The 3,109-nt window shown below is 41.9% G+C and carries 2 protein-coding genes; both read left to right on the top strand.

Annotated features, from left to right (window positions below; translation table 11 throughout):
- Window positions 1-679 precede the first annotated feature (679 nt).
- Window positions 680-1,957: an ATP-binding protein gene (locus HMPREF0650_RS08155; RefSeq protein WP_004349904.1), complete on the top strand. Its 1,278-nt coding sequence runs from the start codon at window positions 680-682 to the stop codon at window positions 1,955-1,957.
- Window positions 1,958-1,975: 18 nt separating this feature from the next.
- Entirely contained in the window at window positions 1,976-2,905 is a 930-nt protein-coding gene (locus HMPREF0650_RS08150) for an AbiTii domain-containing protein (RefSeq protein WP_004349903.1), read from the top strand.
- The last annotated feature ends 204 nt before the right edge of the window (window positions 2,906-3,109 follow it).

The following is a 3,109-nucleotide window of genomic DNA, read 5'->3' as shown; positions in this document are numbered from 1 at the left end:
AGGCCGGCTAAGGCCCAGCGTGCGCTTGAACGTAGTGATTTCTTCTATTCTATCAATAAATTCCATATTATCAATAATTATCTTTGCCAAACATAATGTTTGGCAAAGATAATATTTTAATCACTATCAACACACAAAATCACCAATCATTTTAATTCTGACCAGAATTATTTTTGCGAAAGATAATGTTTTACGAACATGATATGGGTGAAGTGAAACTGTAAAAGATACTCTTCATGCAAACAAGAATCCCTTTGAAAGAGCTTTTAACCTGAGTTCGGGATAAGAGGGACCAAGGAATCTGAGCGGCTTGATCTGCCTATTCGCAAAAAATGTACCTGGAACACTTGGCTGGAGATGTATAAGCAAGGGCAAAGGATAAGAATGGTAACGAGCTTTTTATCCCAAGTGAAAACGTGCATTGTTTCGTAATCTTGGGATTTTCTTTTTATGAATCCCAGCGATAGGCAGACAATGCCTACCTGCTCAAAGAGCCGAAACAGGAAGACAAAAAGCTGATTTGTTAAAAAGAATGCGTCCAGCGGAGCGTGCCACCTTAATGGAAGAGGGTAAAATATTATAAAAAAATCGAAGGTTATTAATTTTGTTTTATAGAAAATGCCTAACTTTGTAAACTAACCTTTATAAGATTGCGCAATTCCTATTAAATACAATTTATATGAGTATTAGTAAAGATGTCATCAAACAGTGCCTGATTAGTAAGCAGCGCGAAGTGGATGAGGTGGTGATAGTGAACCGTCCCATAAAGTTTGAAGAGAATGGCAATTATGTGATAGTTGGCGTGAGACATGCGGGTAAGTCGTATCTGCTGTATCAGCGCGTGCGTCAGCTGCAGGCGGAAGGAAAAGGATGGGACGAGATTCTGTTTGTGGACTTTGAGGATGAGCGTCTGGCTGAATTCCAGACGGAAGACTTTAACAGTCTGCTGGAAGCCCATCTAGAGCTGTATGGTAAAAAACCGGTGGTGTTTTTGGACGAGGTGCAGAACATTCCGTATTGGGATAAGTTCGTGCGTAGATTGGCTGATGCGAAATACAGGGTGTATGTGACAGGTAGTAATGCGAAGATGCTGAGCAAGGAGGTGGCAACTACGTTGGGCGGACGGTTCTTTATCTGCGATGCGTACCCATATTCATTCAAAGAGTATCTGGCAGCTCAGCAGGTAGAACTGAGGGAGCATTGGGAGTATGACACGATTCAAAGAAGCGAAGTGAAGCGACACCTGAATGAGTACTTTTATTACGGTGGTCTGCCAGAGATCCTGTCGTTTAAGAACAAGCGGGCTATGCTTTCGAGCTTGTACCAGAAGATCTACTTGGGTGACATCTGTGCCCGAAACAACATTAAGAACGACAGGGTGTTGAACATCCTGATTAAGAAGATGGCAGAGAGCGTGAAGCAACCTCTGTCGTATAACAGGCTGAGGAACGTGATAGTGGCAACGGGGTCGCCCATCAGTGTGCCTACTACGATAGACTATGTGGATTATGCCGCTGACAGTTGGCTGATATTACCCATGGAGAATGAGATTGGGAAGCTGACGGAGAAGGAGATGCAGAAGAAATACTACTTTGTTGATAACGGCTTACTGAACCTGTTCCTGATGAACTCAGAGACATCGCTACTGGAGAACATGGTGGCGGTAGAACTGTGCAGGCGGTATGGCAAAAAGAATGTGTTTTTCCTGAATGCGGAGAAGGAGATAGACTTTGTTGTGCCTGACGAGAAGCTTGCTATACAAGTGTCCTACAGCATCAAGAATGAGATTACTTACAACAGGGAGGTGCTACCACTGGTCAAGTATGCCAAAGCGCACGAGGACTGGAAGTGCCTGCTGATTACTTACGATGAGGAGGGCACGGAAGAGGAAATACCCGTAGTTCCTGTGTGGAAGTGGTTGATAAAGGCCTTAGGAAGCACAAATCTTATTGCTTGACACGAATACATTTAAGATATGGATACAAAAAAACTCATTGAAGAGGTACTATTAGACCTTGGCAATAATAAGAGCCTGACGGATGTTTCCAGTAAGATACAGATTATTGTTAGGTTATTAGGTGACGAGAAGTTGAAATCATGGTATACCTGTGAATTCATAACAGGTTACAACGATCATGAACTTCCAAAGTATCGTATATCGAGTGCCGTAGAAATAAAGGCAAACTATATAGTACCACAAGGGTTTGGAGCATGGACGTTTAGTGGTCAGAGCGTGCCAGTAGCTAACTTGGGGCTTGAAAAGTATAAGGAGATAATGACAGTCCGTTTTTACGATACCATTTCAGCTATCATAGAGTTCTCAAAGCATCCTGAAGATTTGTGCATGTCGCTAAGTCCTTATGAGCAGGTGCTTGTTCAGAAAGTGTTAGGCGAGGCCCATATCCAAAATGTCCATAAAGTACTTTCGCCTTCTACATACCAAACTATCATTGATAATGTACAAGGCCGTATCATAGACATGTTTATGGATTTGAATGAGCGGGTCTTCAGTGGAGAGTTGGATTTGAAGTCAAATTCTGCAAAAAAAGAAATACATCAGGTAATAACCAATAATATCACAGCAGGCATTGTTCAGGCAGGACCTGGCACAATTGAAGCAAACAATGCTACAATTGCGGCCAAGATTGAACAGTCACCTTCATCTGATGTGATTGCAAAACTGAATTCGTTAGCTGATGAAATAGAAAGGGTGGCTAAAGATGCAGACGAAGAATTTAACGGCATTTCTAGAGAGCTGATTGATATTCGGACGGAACTATCAAAACCTCAGCCTAACAGTTCTTTCTTGAAGAAATCATTCAAGGCATTAACATGGGGTGCGACAGTTTCCTGTAAAACCACCATTGAAGAATTGGTTAAGAAAGCGATAGAATATTTGTCGTAAAAAACGAAAGTATTGTTCGAACCCATTGATTATTGTTGCGTTACATGATGAAACAGAATACTTATCCACAGATATGCTATATAGATTTGCTGGGGCCACATGACAGTACTATGTTCACGAATGTCCCTCCTATGTCTGTGGTGACCCATAACTTTCTCTAAATGGGTTTTACGACTGACCCGTTTTACGACTGACCCCTATTTA

Origin of the sequence: Hoylesella buccalis ATCC 35310, from assembly GCF_000177075.1 — a bacterium.
In the GTDB taxonomy this organism is placed as follows: Bacteria; Bacteroidota; Bacteroidia; order Bacteroidales; family Bacteroidaceae; genus Prevotella; species Prevotella buccalis.
This window is presented reverse-complemented; position numbering and strand designations above follow the sequence as displayed.

Bases quoted from the DNA above. Each gene is read 5' to 3' on its own strand.
- HMPREF0650_RS08155 (WP_004349904.1), top strand. From the start codon at position 680: ATGAGTATTAGTAAAGATGTCATCAAACAGTGCCTGATTAGTAAGCAG.
- HMPREF0650_RS08150 (WP_004349903.1), top strand. From the start codon at position 1,976: ATGGATACAAAAAAACTCATTGAAGAGGTACTATTAGACCTTGGCAAT.